The sequence below is a fragment of the Erwinia sp. QL-Z3 genome (assembly GCF_004551645.1).
Taxonomy (GTDB): Bacteria; Pseudomonadota; Gammaproteobacteria; order Enterobacterales; family Enterobacteriaceae; genus Erwinia; species Erwinia billingiae.
On the sequence record NZ_CP037950.1, the window covers coordinates 1222045 to 1238647 of the forward strand.

12 protein-coding genes are annotated in these 16603 nt (G+C 59.6%); 3 read left to right on the top strand and 9 right to left on the bottom strand.

Going from position 1 to position 16603, the window contains the following annotated elements:
- Positions 1-34: 34 nt before the first annotated feature.
- Both bcsQ (E2F51_RS06255) and bcsR read right to left on the bottom strand, forming a co-directional pair.
- On the bottom strand, positions 35-766 hold the full coding sequence (bcsQ, locus tag E2F51_RS06255; RefSeq protein WP_134823006.1) for a cellulose biosynthesis protein BcsQ: 732 nt from the start codon (positions 764-766) through the stop codon (positions 35-37).
- On the bottom strand, positions 766-960 hold the full coding sequence (bcsR, locus tag E2F51_RS06260) for a cellulose biosynthesis protein BcsR (RefSeq protein ID WP_105760451.1): 195 nt from the start codon (positions 958-960) through the stop codon (positions 766-768). The genes bcsQ (E2F51_RS06255) and bcsR overlap by 1 nt, the downstream gene beginning before the upstream one ends.
- Before the next feature lie 187 nt (positions 961-1147).
- Between bcsR and bcsE the strand changes: the two genes are divergently transcribed.
- From bcsE to bcsG, 3 genes are read left to right on the top strand one after another with little or no spacing between them, the layout of a single operon-like run.
- On the top strand, positions 1148-2695 hold the full coding sequence (bcsE, locus tag E2F51_RS06265) for a cellulose biosynthesis protein BcsE (RefSeq protein ID WP_134823007.1): 1548 nt from the start codon (positions 1148-1150) through the stop codon (positions 2693-2695).
- A complete protein-coding gene (gene bcsF / locus E2F51_RS06270; RefSeq protein ID WP_013204398.1) occupies positions 2692-2880 on the top strand; it encodes a cellulose biosynthesis protein BcsF in 189 nt (62 codons plus the stop codon). Before bcsE ends, bcsF begins: the two co-directional genes overlap by 4 nt.
- The gene (gene bcsG, locus E2F51_RS06275) at positions 2877-4514 is read left to right on the top strand and encodes a cellulose biosynthesis protein BcsG (RefSeq protein ID WP_134823008.1); all 1638 of its coding nucleotides are present in this window, start codon (positions 2877-2879) and stop codon (positions 4512-4514) included. Before bcsF ends, bcsG begins: the two co-directional genes overlap by 4 nt.
- Positions 4515-4580: 66 nt before the next feature.
- Here bcsG and E2F51_RS06280 read toward each other — a convergent pair whose 3' ends face one another.
- The 7 genes from E2F51_RS06280 to bcsO all read right to left on the bottom strand — a co-directional run bounded on the left by E2F51_RS06280 (position 4581) and on the right by bcsO (position 16217).
- Entirely contained in the window at positions 4581-5579 is a 999-nt protein-coding gene (locus E2F51_RS06280; protein WP_371732168.1) for a glycosyl hydrolase family 8, read from the bottom strand.
- A gap of 11 nt (positions 5580-5590) precedes the next feature.
- Positions 5591-6058: a cellulose biosynthesis protein BcsD gene (bcsD, locus tag E2F51_RS06285; protein ID WP_013204401.1), complete on the bottom strand. Its 468-nt coding sequence runs from the start codon at positions 6056-6058 to the stop codon at positions 5591-5593.
- A 2-nt stretch (positions 6059-6060) separates the two neighbouring features.
- Positions 6061-9870 (bottom strand): cellulose biosynthesis protein BcsC, encoded by a 3810-nt coding sequence (locus E2F51_RS06290; protein WP_134824823.1) that lies wholly within the window; start codon positions 9868-9870, stop codon positions 6061-6063.
- Positions 9871-9878: 8 nt separating this feature from the next.
- A complete protein-coding gene (bcsB, locus tag E2F51_RS06295) occupies positions 9879-12548 on the bottom strand; it encodes a cellulose biosynthesis cyclic di-GMP-binding regulatory protein BcsB (RefSeq protein ID WP_134823009.1) in 2670 nt (889 codons plus the stop codon).
- Positions 12545-14644 carry a UDP-forming cellulose synthase catalytic subunit gene (gene bcsA / locus E2F51_RS06300; RefSeq protein ID WP_134823010.1) on the bottom strand — a complete coding sequence of 700 codons (2100 nt, stop codon included), beginning with the start codon at positions 14642-14644 and terminating at the stop codon, positions 12545-12547. The genes bcsB and bcsA overlap by 4 nt, the downstream gene beginning before the upstream one ends.
- A gap of 92 nt (positions 14645-14736) precedes the next feature.
- Positions 14737-15534, bottom strand: coding sequence for a cellulose biosynthesis protein BcsQ (gene bcsQ / locus E2F51_RS06305; RefSeq protein ID WP_134823011.1), 798 nt, complete (start codon positions 15532-15534; stop codon positions 14737-14739).
- Positions 15525-16217, bottom strand: coding sequence for a cellulose biosynthesis protein BcsO (bcsO, locus tag E2F51_RS06310; protein ID WP_134823012.1), 693 nt, complete (start codon positions 16215-16217; stop codon positions 15525-15527). Before bcsO ends, bcsQ (E2F51_RS06305) begins: the two co-directional genes overlap by 10 nt.
- Between the last annotated feature and the right edge of the window lie 386 nt (positions 16218-16603).

Sequence of the window (16603 nt, forward strand, 5' to 3'; positions counted from 1 at the left end):
GGGCGGGCAATTGACGCCGGGGCGATAAACGGCTTCATGACGCCTGCTCAGCCAGATGGATCAGCGCCCAGCTGGCAAAGGTCATCATCTCTTCTGCCGCCAGGCTCTGCGGGCGATATTCGCTAAACGGCTGCTTGCTTAGCAGCGCTTCCGCCACCGCCTCATCGCGATGGAGTGTCAGCGGGATCAGGTTCTGCAACGTCGCCAGCCACAGCTGATGCAGATCCTGCTGCGAACGGCTGACCGGGAAGAACTGATTCAGTAAGAACAGGTTATTGGCGGTAAAGCGCTGCTGATGCAGGCGGATATGGCAGTTGGCATCGGGCACCATCACGCTGATGGTGCGGTCAGCCAGCGCCAGCAACGCCCGCGTCCACGGCGTGGTGCCGGCAGGAACATCCAGCAGGATCCAGCGGTAGGTTTGCCTGAGTGTGGCAAGCTGCGCGGTCCAGCCATCCAGACCGGCCTGCGGCTGGCTGACAAAGGCCATCAGCTCGTCGTCATTCAGCTGGCCGAAGGGGATAAAATCCAGCTCGGGCGCATAGCGCAACGCACTTTGCTGCCAGGGTTGGCGATCGAGCGCGGTGCGCAGCCAGCCACGGGGATGATCCGACGCGGTATTGAAGTGCATCCGCAGCTGGTTATCAGGCGACATATCGATGGCGATGACCGACTCACCCAGCGTATGCAGCGCCCAGCTCAACCCGGCCACCAGCGAAGTGGTGCCCGCGCCGCCGCGAAGCCCCTGAAAGGCAATCACCGGCATTACGCCACCTGCTTACGGACGTCCGTGGCCCGTTCCGCCAGTAACGGCCAGCGGGCAACGATCGCCGCCAGTCGCTCTTCGCGGGCGATATCAATATAGCGCCAGTTTTGTAAAGAGAAGGCGTCGGCTAACGCGCGAATGTCATCCTGTGATTCATTGCTTACTGATAACAGCGGATGTCGCGGCTCACTCATTATCAAACCCTTTTTTACGCAGCGGAAGGTGCCAAAAGTGGCGGGGTGTTCTAAGAATTAACTTAGGGACAGTTTAAATGGGTTTGGCAGAACTTGTAATGTATATTTACAGCAAGATAAGTCAGGCAATCTATTTTCATCTGCTCACCACTCACTGTTTTTAATAGGACGTGTTGCGATAAAACTTATGGCCACATCATTTTCTTTAGGTTTCGAACAGGTCAGGGATGAATTAATCCTGATGCAGCCGTCCGGCTGTTATTGGGTGACCGCAAATCGGCAAGAAGATGCCCGCGTTCTGGCACGTCAGTGCATCAGCGCGCAGCGCTCGGTGGCCTTGATAACCTCCGGCAGTCAGCCGCAGGCGTTGCTGACCCCGGCACCGCCCGGCGGCCCGGATGCGATCCCGATGTTCTCCCTGCCGGAGACGCGTAAAGCATTGCTCAACCTGACCGACGATCTGGACCGGGTGCTGTCGGAAAAACCGCGTCTGGTTATATTGTTTACCGCTTCGTTGTTATGGGAAAAAATAGCGGCGGACGAGGTGAATATTTGGCTTAAGCAATTACAGCAGTGGTTGAGCGGTAAAAAGATTACGCTTCTGATTATTACGGCGGGTAGCGGAATTAATAACCTGCGCAATCATTTGCAAACCTGTTATCGCCACCTTGAAGGGCTTTCCCATCTCGACTGGCAGCAGGACAGCTGGAATTACCGCATTAACTGGTGGGCGAATGGCGGCGGCATGCTGGCCGACCGCGCCATGCGACTCAGCGCCTCGGAAACGGGCTTCGCGTTGTTGGATCAGGATGAGCAAAATACGCCGCTGACCCTCAACGATGAGCAGCGGTATCTCGCGGAACAAACGGTGCTGGAAGGCGCGCCGCCGCTGTCAACGCAGTGGACGCTGTTCGCCACCAATGAAGAGGTCTATGACCGCGCGTTGCAGGCCAATGCCGCCACGGTGATTTTCACCCTGAAAAACAGCGATCGTATTCCGCATCTGGCGGGCCGCATCCACAGCCTGCGCCGCACGCGCGGCAGCGGGCTGAAAATTGTGGTGCGCGAGATGGAAACCGCCCTGCGCTACAGCGATGAACGCCTGCTGCTGGCCTGCGGCGTCAACGCCATCGTGCCGTTTAATGCGCCGATGTCGCGCTTCCTGACCCTGCTGGAAGGCATTCAGGGGCAATCCTACAATCGCCACGTGCCCGCCGATCTTGATGCGTTGCTGAAATCGATGCAGCCGCTGCAGGAAAGAGGCTATCTGCCGCTGGAGGCGTTCTGCCAGTCGGTGACGCTGCTGGTGAACAACGCCCTGCTGCCCGAGAATGGCAAAGGGCTGTTGGTGGCGCTGCGGCCGGTGCCGGAGCTGAAACCGGAACAGGTGCTGACGCTGTGCAAACCCCGGCGCTTTGGCGATCTGGTGACGCTGGTCGATGACCGGATTTATCTGTTCCTCTCCTCCTGCCGCTTCAACGATCTGGATACGGCGGTGAAATATATCTTCCGCCTGCCGCACGATGAGATTTTCACTAACCGGCTGGTGTGGCAGGAAGATCTGCAGATTTTATCGGAGATCCGCCAGATCCCCGGCAAGGTGAAAACCGCCTGGCGCGCCGCGCCGGTGCAGCCCGCTGCCGATCCGAAGGCGTCGACGCCGGCCACGGAAGCGCCGCGCCGCCAGCCGCAGGACATCACCCTCGGCAAACAGCCGCCGGAAGCGTCAGAATGAATCTGTCGGACATTGTGCAGATCCTGATCCTTGTGGTGCTGCTGCTGTTATTACTGAAACCTGTTTATGCCCGCTGGCTGCCAAAAAAATGGCACCGGCTGATGCTACGCCTGACCCCGCCGCGCGCCCTGAAGTACGAAGGCACCTGGCGACGTAATGCGGCAACACCACCGGATAAGAAATGACTCAACGACCTGTTATGCCCGCGACGCGCTTTATATGGCGCGGTCTGGGTGGCTGGAACTTCTACTTCCTGATCAAATTCGCGCTGCTGTGGTTCGGATACCTCAATTTTCATCCGTTGAGCAACCTGGTGTTGCTGGCCGGCTTGTTGCTGCCGATCCGCTCCGATCGGCTGCACCGCCTGCGTAACTGGATCGCCATCCCGGTCGGCATCGGTTTGTTCTGGCACGATACCTGGCTGCCCGGCCCGGAAAGCATTGCCAGTCAGGGCAGCCAGCTGACCGGCTTTTCCGCGTCGTATCTGCTGGAGCTGGCCAACCGCTTCATCAACTGGGAGATGGTGGGTACCGCCTTTGTGATGCTGGTGCTGTACCTGTTTATTTCGCAGTGGGTGCGGATTACCGTGCTGGTTTCGCTGGTGCTGCTGTGGCTGAACGTGGTGACGATTGCCGGTCCGTCGGTGAACCTGCTTCCCGGCAGCAGCACGCCGGCCACTGTGTCCACGCCTGCGCCAACGACCAAAACCGCCGCCGACGGACTCGATCAGTCTGCGCCGCCCACCAGCGCCAATCTGACCGCGTACCTCAATAAGTTTTACGAAAGCGAAAAGCAGAAAGTGACCGCGTTCCCCGCCACCTTACCGGCGGAAGCGGCGCCGTTCGATATTCTGGTGATTAACATCTGTTCGCTGGCGTGGTCCGATCTGGATGCGGCGCAGCTGCGCGATCACCCGCTGTGGAAGCACTTCGATATTATGCTGAGCAACTACAATTCGGCGACCGGTTACAGCGGTCCGGCGGGCATCCGCCTGTTGCGCGCCAGCTGCGGCCAGAGCTCGCACAGCGATCTGTATAAACCGACCGATGGACGCTGCTATCTGTTCGACAATCTGGCCAGCCTCGGCTTTAAGCAGCAGCTGATGATGGACCATACCGGCGTGTTCGGTAACTATCTGCAGGAACTGCGTGAAGAGGGCAATCTGAAGGCACCGCTGATGTCGCAGGCCGGGATCAGACCGGAGCTCAGCTCCTTCGACAGCTCGCCGGTATTAAACGATGGCGAGGTGATGCAGCGCTGGCTGGATGAGCGGCAGAAAAGTGCCGATCCGCGCAGCGCCACCTTCTATAACCTGATCCCATTGCATGACGGCACTCGCGAACTGGGCAGCAGCAAAACCGCCGCCTGGCAGCCGCGCGCGAAAATGCTGTTCGATCAGCTGGATACCTTCCTCACCAATCTGGATAAATCCGGCCGTCGGGTGATGGTGATTGTGGTGCCGGAGCACGGCGCGGCGCTGGAAGGCGATAAAATGCAGATGTCCGGCCTGCGGGATATTCCCAGCCCGTCGATTACTCATGTGCCGGTCGGCATTAAGTTTGTCGGCATGAAAGCGCCTCATCCGGCCCAGGCCGTGGACGTCTCTACGCCAACCAGCCTGCAGGCCATTTCCGAACTGGTTTCCCGTGCGGTGGATGGTCAGGTGTTCAGCAACCCTCAGCTGAATCTGGCGACGCTTACCGCCAACCTGCCGCAGACGCCGGTGGTGTCGGAGAACGATAACGCGGTGGTGATGATCTATCAGGGCAAGCCGGGGATCCGGCTGAACGGCGGGGATTGGGTGGCGTACCCGAACTGATTGTTAAAAAAAACCCGCCTGCTCAACCGTTTGAGCAGGCGGGTTTTTTATTGCCTGCGGAGCAGACTAGTGGTCTTTCAGCGCCAGCCAGGCCAGCAGATGCAGGCTGGAGGAGAAGTAATCCTCTTTGGCATCCAGCTGGTCGGTGAGATAACCGCTCTGGTTCAGCGTCAAATCGCGCACCGCCAGCAGGCCACCGGCCATATTGTAGGGCGCTTTGTTATTGCTCATCACGTCGCTCCACGCCGGGGTTTGCAGCCGGGAGAAGCTCATCCAGTAACGCTGGAAAGGCACCAGCTGCAGACTTTGCGCGTCATACCAGTAGACATACAGCGGCACGCGGATCGCGTCATAGCTAAAGCGCGGCGGCCAGGCGGTGGCCGGTGCCACCGTGCCGTCGGCGTTCAGCGCCACCCAGTCAACCGGCAGGCCGGCATCGCCAAAGCGCATCTTACCCAGCAGATCCATCCCGCTGTCGATCAGGTTGGTCCAGACCTTCAGATGACTGCGCGCGGCAAAATCACGCCACGCCGGGAACAGGAAATAGGACGGGTTCAGCACCACATAGCTGGTTTTGTTGAAGCCCTGCACGCCAGGCAGCATCACGGTATGGCCACCAAAGGTGATCACTTCGCGGTCAACAATCGCCTTCTGAATGCGGTCGGACGCCTGCAAATACGCCTGATCCTGCCACTTCTGTCCGGCCTTCAGCAGCGCCCAGGCGATCAGCACATCGCCGTCGGAGGCATTGTTCTTGTCCATCACCGGATCGGCGGCGGCTGGATTGTATTTCCAGTAGAACAGGCCATTCTGTGGGTTCTTCAGGTGCTGCTGGGTCCAGCGCCACAGGCTGTCGAAGCTGCCACGATCGTTGTACCAGACCGCCATCAGCATCGCGTAGCCCTGCCCTTCGGTATGGCTGACGTTGTTGTTGCCGGTATCCTGAATGCGGCCGTCTTCGGTCATAAAGCGCCCTTTAAAGGTGCTCCAACCGTCTGACGCGGTGGCCTGCGCGCAGCCCACCATCATCGCAATGATCATCAGGCTCGCTCTGAGCAGAGACATTATTATCTTCCTCACCTCTGATAACGGAAATTCAGCGTGGCTTCGCTGTCGGTTTCTTCGCACACCAGCGGAACGGCCTGGTTGCCGCCCTGATCGCGTAGCCAGCGGGCGTATAAGCCCAGCAGCACCGCGCCCAGCGCCTGACGCCACTGACGGGCTTCAATCTGCCCGTCGCCCGGCGGCAGCGCCATATGCGAGATCACCATCGAATTCTCGCGCGGCTGCACATCAACAAAGCCCCAGTTAAACTGCGCCAGCACCGCGTTGATCTGGCTTTCCAGATCCGCCACGGTATTTGCCGCGCCCAGCGGATAGCGCGCTGCCAGCGTGTCACCCATCTGCTGCAGGAAGGCGTGACTCTCACGCTCTCCGGCATTGCGTAGCATGCCGTTGATCATCACGCTCAGTAAGTCGAACCAGCCTGGCTGATACTGCTGCTGACGATAGTAGTGCAGCGTACGGTCCTGAAGGTCAGTCATTCTTATTTGTCCCCGAGCATATAGCGGAAATAGAGTTTCGCGCTGCTTTCGTTGTAATCACCGAAGGTGTCGTAGCCCAGCTGGCCGCCAATGGTGACGTCTTTATTCACCTTGTAATCCGCACCGGCGTGCAGATTATAGCCAATACCGTTTTTGCTGCCGCCTTCGTAATAGGCCTCGGTGGCGTAGCCCGCATTGTAATAGCTTTCCAGCTGCGCCTGTTTATCCGGATCCGTTGGGAAGTAGGCGCTGCGATCCTGCGAGTAAGACTGATAACCCACCGAGCCGCCGACCTTCACCTTCAGATCGTCGTAGTTCTTGCTCCAGTCAACCGGGAACGACACCGCAACAAAGTTCTGCGGGCTGAAGTAACCGCCCTGGCCGTACGTGTAGTAGCTGAGGTTTTTCGAGAAATCCATCCAGCTCATGCTGATACCGGTTTTCAGCTCGCTGCTGTCGTCATGGAACGGACGCACGTAGGCGCCCGCCTGGCCCATGATGCTCTGGTTGCTTTCTACGTTCTCACCGAGATAGCTGTAACCGCCCGCGCCGAAGTAGAAACCGGCGTCGCCGTTGTCGTAGCTTAACAGCGCATCGCCGCCGTTTTTGGTCACGCGGCCCCAGCGTTTGCCACTCAGCTTGTCTTCAACGCCGACATAAGAGAGCAGGCTGTCGGTGACCGAACGGCGTTCACCGGTCAGGATCAGCGTCAGGTAATCGGTCAGCTTCGGTGACCACTGAATGCCGCCCACCAGCGTGCTGAGATCCTGGCCCAATGGCGTCGAGCCGAGGTCAATTTTGAAGTTGTCGTTGGTCAGGCCGAGGTTCACTTCAACCCCGGAGGCGTTCTGCGATCCCGGTGAATCCAGCTTCACTTCCGACGGCAGCACGTTGTTGGCCTGCGCGCTGCGGCCCTGCTCCAGCGCCTGGGTACCAAAGCGCGGCGTGGCCGAACTGTTGGCACTGCCCGCGCTGAGGGTCACCGGCGTTAAGGTGAAGTCGAAACGGGTGTCGCCATACGGCACCGTTGACCAGGTCAGCGGCGCTTTGGCTTCGGTCAGCTTACTGAGGCCGGATTCACCATCACGCCCTCTGACCTGCACGCCGCCCTGTGCCCAGGTGCCGGTGCGCTCCTGCAAATCGTCCATCATGGTATCGATCTGATGCAGCGTCTGGCTCTGCTGCGACGGCACGTCCACGCTGGCGGTTTGCATCGCCGCATCGCTGCTGCCCGCCGGGGCGTTCTGCCACGGCATCACCGCGCCATACGCCGAAGGGGAACGACGCTGCGATGGCGTGGTGCGGTTGATAAACGGATTGTCTGCCAGCGCCAGGCCGCCGATTGCCGGGTTGGAGCCGCTTGAGGCGCCTTCCAGGCCGATCATCTTGCCTCGCGCGGTGCGCAGATACGCCAGCGCCTGCTGATGGTCGCCATCAGCTTCCGCCACGCGCGCCATAAGCAGCAGGCGCTCCGGGGTTTGCTCGCCACGCAGTCCGGCCACCAGGCCTTTTGCCTTTGGCAGATCGTGACTGGCCAGCGCCACGTCAATCGCGCCAACGCGGGCATCCTGGGTTGGCGTGTCGCGGGTCATCAGGTAGTCATACACCACGCCCGCTTCTTTGTTCATTTTGCCGGACTGATAGAGACGGCCCATGGCAAACATCAAATCGGTGTTCTGCGGATCGCGCTGCAACGCGCCGATCAGCTTGTCGTAGGCTGCGGCATACTGCTTCTGATTCCGCAGACGGTCGGCTTCGTTGATCACGTAGCCATTCTGAATGCCCGCCAGCTGGGTTTGCGTGCTGCGCGACTGCAGTTCCGGGTTGCTGAGGAAGCGCTGCGCTTCGCCGCTCAGCCCGGCCTGGTTCAGCACCGCCACCTGCGCGGCATAATCGCCGGCATTGCCCTGCACGCCGCGCTGCATATTGTTGCGTACCACGGTTACCGCCGTCGACAGATCGCCGGCATCGGCCAGCCCTTTCGCCAGGTTACCCGCATCGGCCGGGTTCTCCGGTGGGTTCACCGCCAGCGCTTTCAGGGTGTTCGCCGCCGCGGCATTTGAGCCCTGCGCCAGATACTGCTGCGCCACCGCCATCTGCAGATTGAAGTTAGCCCTGCGCGACAGCTCGCGCATTTCGCTGCTCTGACTGCGGGCAGGAATACGGGCGATCAGCGTCTGCGCCTGCTGCCAGGCCCCGCTTTCGCTGGCAAACAGCGCGCCGGCATAAATTTCGTTATTGCTTGCGCCGTTACGGAACGCCGGCTGCATGATACCCGCCGCCAGGCTGGTGTTGCCCTGTTGCTGGTAAATGCGCGCCAGGTCGAGGCGAAGCCAGGGATCGGTTGGGAAGCGCTGAGTGCCCTGTTGCAGAATGGCAATCGCCTGCTGGGTATTGCCTGCCGCCAGCGCCTGCTTCGCCTGACGGCGCACCGGATCGCTGGTCACCGCCGGTTTCGGCGTCACGCTTTCGCGCACGCTTTCCGGCAGAGACGACAGCAGCGTATTGGCTTCTGCGCCACGGTTCTGCTGACGCAGCACGTAGAACAGCCCTTCTTTCGCCGGACGGTTGTCCGGGTCGCTCTGGATCACCGAACGGTAGGTCTGCTCTGCGGCGTCGAACTGGTTGCTGCGGCGCTGCACATCGGCGCGGAACAGCTTCGCCGACACGCCTTTTTCGCCGTCGGCCTGGGTCAGGGGTTCACTGAGGCTGAGCGCCTGCGCGGTATTCCCGGCCTTCATCGCCTGCTGCGCGGTGGCAAGCTGGGCATAGAAACGGGCGTCGGCGGCCTGGGTCATGCGCTGCTGGCTGTTTTCACCGCCCTGCTTCGCGGCACGATCGAGATAGTCCGCCGCCGCGGCATAGTTGCCGTTACGCTGAGCGACATAGCCGAGACCGGCCAGCGCATCGGCATCTTCCGGGTTGGCCTGCAGCACCTGATTAAAGGCAGACTGTGCGCCGGAGACGTCACCGCTGTTCAGCGCGGTAAAGCCCTGGCCTTTTTCGGCGCCACCGGCGTTCTTACGGTAATAGTCCATTACCGCGCGATCCTGCGGGTGACGCTGCTGATAGTTCTGGTACAGCGGCGCATCGGCCGGCTGCGGACCGAGCCATAACAGGCCCTGACGCAGCGAGCGGTCCGCATCCTGGTTGCCATCCGCCATGCCGGCCAGCGTTTGCAGACCTTCGCGGCGGGGGGATTCCTGGTAGGTCAGCGCCTTGCCCAGCGCCAGCTTCGCGCCGTTATCCTGCGGATTTTGCGCCGAGAACTGGCGCAGGTTATCAATCGCCTGCGGCAGCAGCGAACGGTCGCCCGCCATGGTCAGGTAATATTCTGCCGCCACGCTGGCCGGCGGCTCGTTGCCGCTGAAGGTGTTGCGCCAGGTTTGCAGTGACGCCGAGATATTGCCGCTACGCGCCTGCTGACGGGCCAGCGACAGCTGGGCCGCCGGGATCGACTGCAGCTGACGGGCCTGGTCCAGCTCCACCAGATGTGCATCATCCGGCGAGACCTGGCTCAGACGCGTGCGCCATTTGCTGGCCATCGCGCTGTCGCCGCTCTGCTGTGCCCACAGCGCCATCAGGTAAATGGCCTGAGTGTTGCTGCTGTCGACCATCAGCACTTTGTTCAGCGCATCGCGGGCCAGCTCGTCATGGGCCTTCTGGTGCCAGTAATTGGCCTGATCGAACAGCGCCTGGATGGCCGGGTTGTTCTCCGCTGCCAGCGCCGGGAAAACCAGCGCGGAGGCAGCCAGCGTCATGCCGGGAACCCAATGCTGACGAAGTCTGGCGGTCAGTGTTTTTATTTTCATCATGTCGGTTACTTCTTCTCGCCAGAGGAATCGGAATCATGTTGCGGGTTCAGTCGCTTCCAGGCGTGGCGCTTCAGCAGCACAACCGTGCTCAGGCCCACCAGCACAGAGATCAACAGCGCCAGCAGGGCTAACACCACCGCATGCTGGTTGGCATACCAGATCACCATCATGTACCACGGCATCTGGCCGCTCGGGAACTGCGCGCCGACGCGGAAGCTGCGGATACCGTTCTCATCGGTGATGATCGCCGTATCGCCCCGGATGCCGGCGTTAATGCGCGGCGACGTCAGGTCGTGATGCAGGCGGGAAAGCTGAGCATCGTCGGTGGCGACGGTCATCACCACCACCCGTGAACTGTTCCACGGCGAGCTGTAGCTGATAAAGCCGCGCCAGTCTTCGTTCGACGAGAAGTAGCGATCCGCATCCACCGCCTGGCGGTACCAGTCACCGGTCAGCCAGCCGCGCAGGTTATCCAGCAGCGTCGGCTCTTTAACGCCGAGGGTGTGGCCGTTCACATCGTACGGCGTGCCCTGCAACATCGACTGGTTGAAGGCCGTCTGCGACAGGGTAGAAACCGCCAGCACATCGCTGTTCTTCAGGCGTCCCAGCGAGGTTCCGCCCGCCGGAATACCAAACATCACGCTGTTGTGGCTTAACGCCACGCCGGTGGCATTGCCCGAGCGTCCAGCCATATCCAGCAGGGTGCTGATTTCAGCATTGCTTGGCGAGGACGGCAGCATCAACACGGTCTGCGAGTAGTCGGCAAAACGGGTGAACGGGAAGGCCGCACCGACGAAATACGACAGGTTCGGCAGCAGCGTAAAGTGACGCGTGTGGCTCAGGTCAATATAGGAGTCGTCTTCGATCCTGCTCTTGATATTGTTGTTGCTTAGCACGCTGCACGGCGCATCGGCCTTCGGCTTGATGTTGAAGTACAGCTGCAGCTGGTTGTCACCGTAAATCAGGTACGGGTCGAGCTTCAGGGTGTAGTTTTCCTGACGCGCATCGCCGCCCAGGCGGTGCCAGACGCTTTCCAGCAGGCCGACCTTGTTGACGGTCAGGTTACGCAGGAAGGTGCCGTTCAGCCCGACGTTTAAGAACGATTTGTCCTCATCAATCCAGCTTTCCGACGGGAAACGGTAGTTCAGCTTCACCGGCAGGGTGTCGCCATCCCACAGGAACAGGTCCGGCGCGGCGCGGAAGTTCACCCGCAGCGCGTCATGCCAGATCCCGGTGGTGGTCATACTTTGATCTTTACGCAGCAGATCGCTGAGGCGAACCGGACGATCGGTGTTGATCCAGCGCGGCGCGTCGTAAGGCTTGCTGACCGGGATATTCTGCGCAGCCACCGCCAGCGACGGCACGTCGACGCTCAGCGGCTGCGTCAGACGCCAGGCCGCCTGACGCAGCGCGTCATCGTCCTTACCGATCACCAGCATCAGCTTGTAAACCGGGTTCACCGGGTTATCGATCACCTGCAGGCTCGGGCCGGTCACGCGTGGGATCGCCACGCCCGCCACCATTTCGCCCGGATGAGCAAACAGGATGCCGTTTTTCTCTGGCAGCTCGTTACGCAGCACCGGGAAGCTGATGCCACGGTAATCGGTCTGGATACCCATCCACGAGGAGACAATCGCCGCCGCGCTGACTTCACCCGGCGACACCGCATCGCCAAACACCATCGGCACCACCGAAGGGGTCATGCGCAGCGGATCGATAAACGGGCGCGGGAAGTTGCGCAGCGTGTTACCGATATTCAGCTGCTGGCCTTCCAGCGACAGCGTGGTTTTCGGCAGGATGGTGACCTGATACTGACTGGCGCTGTCGCGCTCGCACAGCAGCTGATCGGCATCGTTAATCTTGAAGCTCAGGTTGTTGCTGGAGACCACCATCGCGGCGGGAATATCCAGCTGATAATCTTCGCTGGCGCTGTCTGAGGCGCTTAACGGCAGCGTGCCCAGCGGCTGACCGTTGAGCATCAGCTGCAGTGAGGTGTTACGGGCGGCCAGCGCCTGAGAGACCTTCAGTGACAGGTTCAGACGGGCGTTGGTGATCACTTCATCCGTTGGCAACGTGAAGACGATACCGGACTGCAGCTGACCGCCGGTCAACAGAATGCCGTTGGTCTGGCCCATCTGGCCGACCGACACGGTGCTGGTCAGCGGCTGATTCAGCAATACGGGCTGCGCCGGGGCGGAAACCACCGGAGCCGGCAGTGGCGGCAGGCCCGCCGGCAGACCGGTGGCCGGATCCGGCTGGCTGGTCGCTGCGCTGTCCGTGTTGGCCGGTTGGCTGGTCGCCATGCTGTCCGCGGCGGCCGGTTGGCTGGTCGCCGTGTTGTCCGTGGTGGCAGGTTGGCTGGTTGCTACGCTGTCCGCCGTGCCCGGTGCAGGCTGGGTAACATCAGTCGAGGTTTGCGCGTCCTGCGGCTGGGCAGCATCGGGCTGCGCGGCCGGATCGGCGGTAGGCTGGCTCATCTGAGAGGCCGCGCCAGTTGCCTGGTTCATCTGTGCCGAATAGCCCGGAGTGTTGCCGGTCTGCTGGCCCACATCGGCCGGCGGTGGGATCTGGGACAACGCATTGCTGTCCTGGGTCACGCTTTCCGGCGCGGCCCAGACGCTGCTCAGGGTCAGGACCCCGGTAAAACAGAGCGCAGGTAATATCAGTCGCTTCATGCCACGCCATCCTCTTCCTTCACGGCCTGACGATGACGCTTCGCACGACGATCTTTCCAGGTCAGCCAGAACAATTCAAATACGGTACGGATAATGGTAATCAGCGAGCGGAACGGTTTGTCCTTCTCGCCTTCTGGCTTGATCCAGGCGTCGGCGCGCGAGAGCACCACGCGCACCAGTTCGCGGCGGCGTGATAACGGGATCTCATCAAACATCAGGCGGATCACGCCGTTGTCCGAGCCCATAATGCTCACCGGAATCGAGATAGTGCCGGACTGCAACATCAGGTCGATGGCTTCGATTTCATCATTTTCATGACGGTCATCCGGCGCGTTAACCTGTGCGCCACCCATCGACAGATCCACCGTGGTGGTGCGTGAAGAGATGCCGCTGGCGTAGTGCAGCACCACCGGAATATTCACCTCGATACGGATGGTTTTACGGGTCTGCTTGGTTTCACGCGCCACGGCGATCGCCGCCATCAGGATGATCAGGCTGAACAGCGCCCAGCCGACGTTGAGGGCGATGACGTAAGGATCCACGCCGAAGTAGTCATGCGCCACGGCACGGACAATGCCGCTCACCACGCCAATCGTCAGCAGCGCGGCACAGATTACGTGTGGACGCACGATGTTGAAGTCGAAGAAGCCCACGTCCAGCAGTCCGCCCTTATCCGTTACGTTGAACTTGCCGTGCTTCGGCGAAATCATCGTCAGGAGGGTCGGGATAACCAGGTGGAAGGCCATTACCGTTTCGTAGATTTCTCCCCAGAAGGTGGCGCGGAAGCGGCCGTTCATGCGGGAGTTGACGTACAGCGACATCACCAGATGCGGCAATACGTAGGCGAAAATCAGGCTGGCAGAAGAGTGAATGATGTTCAGGTTGAACAGCAGATACGCCAGCGGCGCGGTCAGGAAGATCACGCGCGGCAGACCAAACTGGAAGTGCAGCATGGCGTTCAGGTAGCACAGACGTTGCTGCCACTTCAGGCCACGGCCCAACAGCGGGTTATCCACGCGGAAAATCTGCGTCATGCCGCGCGCCCAGCGGGTACGCTGAATGATGTGCAGACCCAGACGTTCGGTGGCCAGGCCCGCCGCCAGCGGCAGCGCCAGGAAGGCGGACTTCCAGCCCAGACGCTGCATTTTCAGTGCGGTGTGCGCATCTTCGGTCACGGTTTCGGTGGCAAAGCCGCCGATCTCTTCCAGCGCAGACCGGCGGATCACCGCACAGGAGCCGCAGAAGAAGGTGGCGTTCCAGTTGTCGTTACCCTGCTGTACCGGGCCATAGAACAGCGCACCTTCGTTCGGGATATCGCGCGCGGCTTTCAGATTGCGCTCAAATGGGTCCGGCGAATAGAAGTAGTGCGGCGTCTGTAACAGGGCCAGTTTCGGGTCTTTCAGGAACGGTGCCACGGTGGCCTGCAGGAAGGCGCGGGTGGCGACGTGGTCGCAGTCAAAGACGGTAATCAGCTCGCCTTTGGTAATGCGCATCGCGTGGTTCAGGTTACCGGCTTTGGCGTGGCGGTTATCGTCACGGGTGATGTAGCCCACGCCCGCATCGGCGGCAAACACCGCAAATTCGCTACGCTTGCCGTCATCCAGCAGGTAGATTTTGATTTTGTCGCGTGGGTAGTCGATGCACTGGGCAGCGAGCACGGTATCGCGCACCACATCGAGGCTTTCGTTATAGCTCGGCACGTAGATGTCGACGGTCGGCCATAAGCTGACGTCTTCCGGCATCGGCTCGATGGTTCTCTTAAGCGGCCATGATGTTTGCAGGTAGCCGAGGATCAGGATCAGCCAGACATACACTTCGGCAATAAATAAGCCGATGCCTAAGATCGCTTCCACTTCGGAATTGAATGAGAGGGTTTCCGTCGCACGCCAGTATATATAGCGCGTCGACATTAATGCCGACAGGAACACCATTACCATAGAGGTTTTGCGGCTTTTACTGAAGCCCATAACAAAAAGAATGGCAATAGAAATCAGGCCAAAAATATACTGCTTCTGGCTGTCCATTGGGGTGATCACAATCACTGCGGCGAGCGGGAATAATACCAGCAGCAACAGGTAATACAGGACTTTTTTCATAAGTCATCCTGAAAACGAGACTATTATTTTTTACCGCAGCGCGGGCGCACTGCGGTGTTTCAGGCATCCATACCCGACGGCTCCGCCGTCGATTAACGCGATCTCAGCGGCGCCTGCATTTCACCGTCGCCGACCTTGATATCCAGCAGGGCAGCAATACGCTTGCTGACGATCTCAATATCAAAGGCCGCCGCCGAAACAGGGCTGAAATCAAAGATGGACTGCTGCGAGGCATTGGCTTCCGCCACGCTCTCATCGCGATTCACCACACCCAACAACCGGTCGCCCAGTCGCTGTTGCATAAAGGCCGTTACGTCACGACTGATGTTGCGGCGGCTGTCACTCTGGTTCAGCACAAAGAAGTGTCCTGAACGCTGATTCAGCGCAGCGCCAATCATTTTTTCGTTTTCGATTTGCGGCAGCAGTGACAGCGAAGCGGTATCCGCCAGCATCACCACAAGGTGTAAATCGGCAAGATCGGTCATTGCCTTTAGGGCTGGACCCGGTCCTGGCGGAAAATCAGCGACGATCACCAGGCCTGGGTAGTTGAGGACGGTATGTAAACCCCGTGCGAGGAAGTTGGGGTCGCGGGATAAATTATCTTCAAATTCAACACGCTGCTCTTCAGTCACGTCACCATACGGCATCACAAAGATGTTGCCGCCGGTGGTTAAAATAGACTGGCTCCAGTCGGGTGATTCGGACGATTTCGCCACGTAACCCCGCCCGTCTGACAACGGCACGCCAAAATGCAGACGCAGGGCGTTCTGCACATCAAAGTCGATGGCCAGCACTTTGCTGCCGCCACGGGCGAGGGAATAGGCGAGGTTGGCTGCCAGCGTGGTTTTACCCACGCCCCCTTTGGGAGAACAAACACAAACTAACGGCATGAGGCAATTCTCTCCAGCAGAGGTTGCAGCAAAGTATCTTTCGATAAAGAGGTCACTGACGGCTCCGGCGCGGTGCTGAACAGCTGCTTAAAGCGCGGCAGATCGGCAGCCGGTTGCACCGGGGCTGCGGGCTGACGCACCGGGGCAGTCTGCGCGGGCGCTGCGGTGGGCAGCGAGGACAAAGATGCCATCAACGGTGACGCGGCAAAGTCCGGCTGTGCCGACGCCAGCGGATGCTGCGCCTCATTCACCGGGTTAACGGCCTGAGGCTTAGGTGCAGGTTCCGCCACCGGCGCGGGCTTCAGCGACGCGGAAATGCTGTCCAGCAAGGAGCCACCAATCTGCGCTGCCGCCGGTTTCGCCACGAGCGGCGCCACGCTGTGCGACGGCGCGTGTGTAGGCGGCTGATGCGGTGGTTTTGGCTGCTGAACAGGCGGCTGTACTGGCTGCGCGGCGTGTCCCAGCAGGGCATCCAGGCTGTCTTCGGCTATCGGTTGTGGCGCAGGCACATCGATACGCTGACCGTTGCCTAAAGCCGACTCTGCGCCATCATTCATTAACTGTTTGATGATCGCCCAATTAGCACTGTCTGAATTCTTCGTCTGTTCAGACATGTCCTTGAATTCGATATGGTTTGTTTGCGTTTTTTCTTTAAAACGCTGCAGGTCATCATAACTTTTCATGGGAATGATCGCGGAGAGTGGGGGGATTTCGCGGCAATATACCATACAATGTTTATATGCATCAGATTATTCTTATCGCCAGTCAGGGTGCAGAAGAATGATTAATTAACTCTTCAGGATAAATAAAATAAATGATTGCGCAGGCTATCAATCAACTTTGTTATTATTTGCCTTAATTAAATAATTTCGTCAGGTTAATTAAATAGAATGACGATTAAAAGACAATGAATGATAAGAGGAAATAGCCAACTTCTTTGAGTTTAGCAATACGTTAGGGGAAGTAATCAAAGTTTATGCTGGCAAGCGGTGAAATTTGACATAAGTCACCTTTGACTGGCCCTGAACCCCTACTTTATCCGGTGGTCCTGTTCCTCCCAGCCTTTTGA